The sequence below is a fragment of the Kitasatospora putterlickiae genome, assembly GCF_039527695.1.
GTDB classification, from domain to species: domain Bacteria; phylum Actinomycetota; class Actinomycetes; order Streptomycetales; family Streptomycetaceae; genus Kitasatospora; species Kitasatospora putterlickiae.
Window position 1 is genome coordinate 2,366 of record NZ_BAAAKJ010000207.1, and the last position, 2,855, is coordinate 5,220.

2 protein-coding genes are annotated in these 2,855 nt (G+C 77.3%); one reads left to right on the forward strand and one right to left on the reverse strand.

Annotation, left to right across the window (positions count from 1 at the left end; translation table 11 throughout):
- Window positions 1-357: 357 nt before the first annotated feature.
- On the forward strand, window positions 358-1,008 hold the full coding sequence (locus ABD308_RS20725; protein WP_344337382.1) for a tetratricopeptide repeat protein: 651 nt from the start codon (window positions 358-360) through the stop codon (window positions 1,006-1,008).
- 173 nt (window positions 1,009-1,181) lie between these two features.
- Here ABD308_RS20725 and ABD308_RS20730 read toward each other — a convergent pair.
- Window positions 1,182-2,855, reverse strand: a 1,674-nt coding sequence (locus tag ABD308_RS20730) for a CHAT domain-containing protein (RefSeq protein WP_344337384.1), incomplete at its 5' end; no start/stop codon positions are given.

A 2,855-nucleotide genomic window follows, 5' to 3' on the forward strand; every position in this document is an offset into this window, starting at 1 on the left:
CACCTCCGGCCAACACCCGCCGACCCGGGCACCCCGGCGCAAAGCCCCTGGCCCCTGGCCCCCGGGGCGTCAGGAAGCACGTACGTGCCCTGACCGGCCGACAACGCGCACACTCCGGCGGCCCCCGGCTTCCAGGCCAGGACCCGTCCTCCCACCCCAACCCCGACGACGCACAACCCCTCACAGCACGCCCCCCCACCGCCGGGGTTAGCGGATGCGTTTCCTGACGCCACCTCCGGCCAACACCCGACGGCGCACACATTCCGGCGCGCCGACGGCGCGCAGCCCCTCACAGCACGGCCCCCCAGCACCGGGCCGGGCTCGTCGGGCGGCGGAGGCGGGCCCTAGGATCGGCGTATGACCAGGGACATACGCATCGAGCAGGCCGAAATCCGCTACGAGGACGCCGTGTTCGGCGGGGACGGCGGTGGGCTGGCGGCGGCGGAGCGGGGGCTGGACGGTGTCGAGGCGGACCTCGCGATGGCCCGTGGGCGGCTGCTGCACGCGCGGTTCCTGGCCGACCGGATCGAGGACCCGCGCGAGTTGGAGCTGTTCGAGCGCGCCGCGGCGCTGTACCGGGCGCTCGGCGACACACGCGGCGAGGGCGAGGCGCTGTTCTGGGCCGGAACGTTCCACCAGGTCGTCCGGGACGACCCCGCCGCCGCGCTCCCCGCCCTGGACCGCGCGCTCGCCCTCGCCACCCGCACCGGCGACCTGCTGACCATGTCCTACGCGCTGCGCCACCTCGGCATCGCCGCGCACGCCGCCGGGCGGCTGGAGGAGGCGCGCGACCGGCTGGAGGAGTCGACCCGCCTGCGCTGGGAGCTGGGCTTCCTGCCCGGCGTGGCGGCCAATCTGGTCGGTCTCGGCTACCTCGCCGCCCAGCAGGGCCGGCGCGAAGACGCCGCCGGCCTGCTCGCCCAGGCCGCCGACCTCGCCGGAACCGCCGAGGCCCACGGTGTGCTGCGCCAGGTCGCCGACGCCCGCAAGGACCTCGACCTCCCCTGACGAACCACCCACCCGTCAACCCCCCGGGTAGACGAACGCCGCCCAAACATCTCCACCGGCGCCCCCGCCCGCAGCCGACGGTCCGGGTCAAGGGCTGGAAGACGTACGACGTCCTGCGCCAGGCCGCCGACACCCCCGAGGACCTCGACCTCCCCTGACGAACCACCCGCCCGTCAACCCCCCTGGTAGACGAACGCCGCCCAGACATCCAAGGCCGCCGCATCCCGCCGCGCGATGGAAACCAGCTCCACCGGCGCCCCCGCCCGCAGCCGACGGTCCGGGTCGAGGGCCCACAGCTGGGTACGGCGCAGCGCCTCGGCGGGCGGGTCACCGGCGGCGAGGCGGCCGTGGAAGACGTACATCAGCACGCACACCATCTCGTCCACCACCTCCCACCGCGAGCCGACCACCCCCGTCGCCCCGGCGGCGAGGAAGGCGGTGGAGAGGGTGAGCGCCTCGTCGACGTCGCCGCCGGTGTGGTCGCTGACGCAGGCGTCGAGCACCACCAGGCCGCCCGGGGAGCCCGGCGGCCGGCCCTGGGCCTGGCGCAGGACGTCGCCGACCGGAAGTCTGCCCTGCCGGCCCAGCCGGTCCCCGGCGTGCGGGTCGGGCGCGAGGCCGAGGTAGGCGTGCAGTGGCGAGGCCTCCGACGGCAGCGCGTGGCAGGCCAGGTGCAGGACGGACGCGCCGGCCCGTCCGGGCGCGGGCAGCGCGGCCAGCACCTCGGCGGGGGTGCCCTCCCCCTCGGCGTCCTCGACGTAGCCGAGCAGCCGGCCGTGCGGGTAGTAGTCGGCGTGCAGGTACTCGGCCTCGACCTCGGCGTACATCAGCTCCCGGGTCGGGTCGCCGACGATCACCGGCCGTTCGCCGAGCGGCAGCCGGGGGCGCCGGACCACTTCGCAGAACTGCCGCGCGGAGGCCGCGTACGAGATCACCGCCCGTTCCACGGCCCGTACCGGCCGGCCGCCGTCCCGCAGCCCGCTGCTGAGCAGCGCCGCGTGCCAGGGGATGCCGCCGAGTTCGCCGAACGGCACCAGGACCAGCCGGGGCGGGGCCTGCGGCCCGCGCCGGACGGCCGCCCGCAGGGCGGGGTGGCGCAGCAGCGGGCGCAGCACGGTGGTGCCGGCCCAGTCGCAGAGTTCGGCGAGGGTGGAGCGCCAGCGGCGCCGGGCCGCCTCCCGTTCCGGGTGCCGGGGCGGCAGGCCCGCCAGGGTGGCCTGCCGGTCCAGGTGCGCCCGCCGGTAGGCGGTGAGCGGTTCGAGCGCGTTGGAGTGGGCCAGGGTGAGCGGCAGCGGGTGGACGGCGCCGGCGCCGTCCGCGTCCGGCGTGACGAGCATCGCCTCGACGCTGCGGCCCGCGCCGGGCGGCAGCAGGTAGACCAGGGCGTCGGCGCCGGCCGCGCGCAGGCCGCGGGCGATCTCGTCGGGTGTCGGCGGGGCCATCAGCGCCTGTCCGGCCGGGGCGGCGGCGAGGGCGGTGAGCGCGCGGCGGCGCAGGTCGTCCGGCATGGGGATGCCGGCGCCGCCGGGCAGCGAGGAGAGCAGGGTGCCGGGCGCGCCGGTCAGCGCGCCGAAGTCGAACGGGTCGGCGGACGGGCCGTCGTGGGAGCCGCCGCCGGAGAGCCAGGCGTCGGCGAGGTCCGGGTGCCCGGCGGTGCGCAGCAGGTCCGGGACGTCGGTGGTGGCGGTGGAGGCGTGCAGCACCAGGCCCCGGCCCAGCTCCAGCGCCTCGACGGCGGTCCGCAGGTACGGCTCGCCGTCCTCCCCCGCCTCGGTCCCGTCGACGAGGCACCACCGCGCGATGGTCAGCGCGCAGGCCGCGGCCTCGCGCGCCAACGCGAGGGCCGG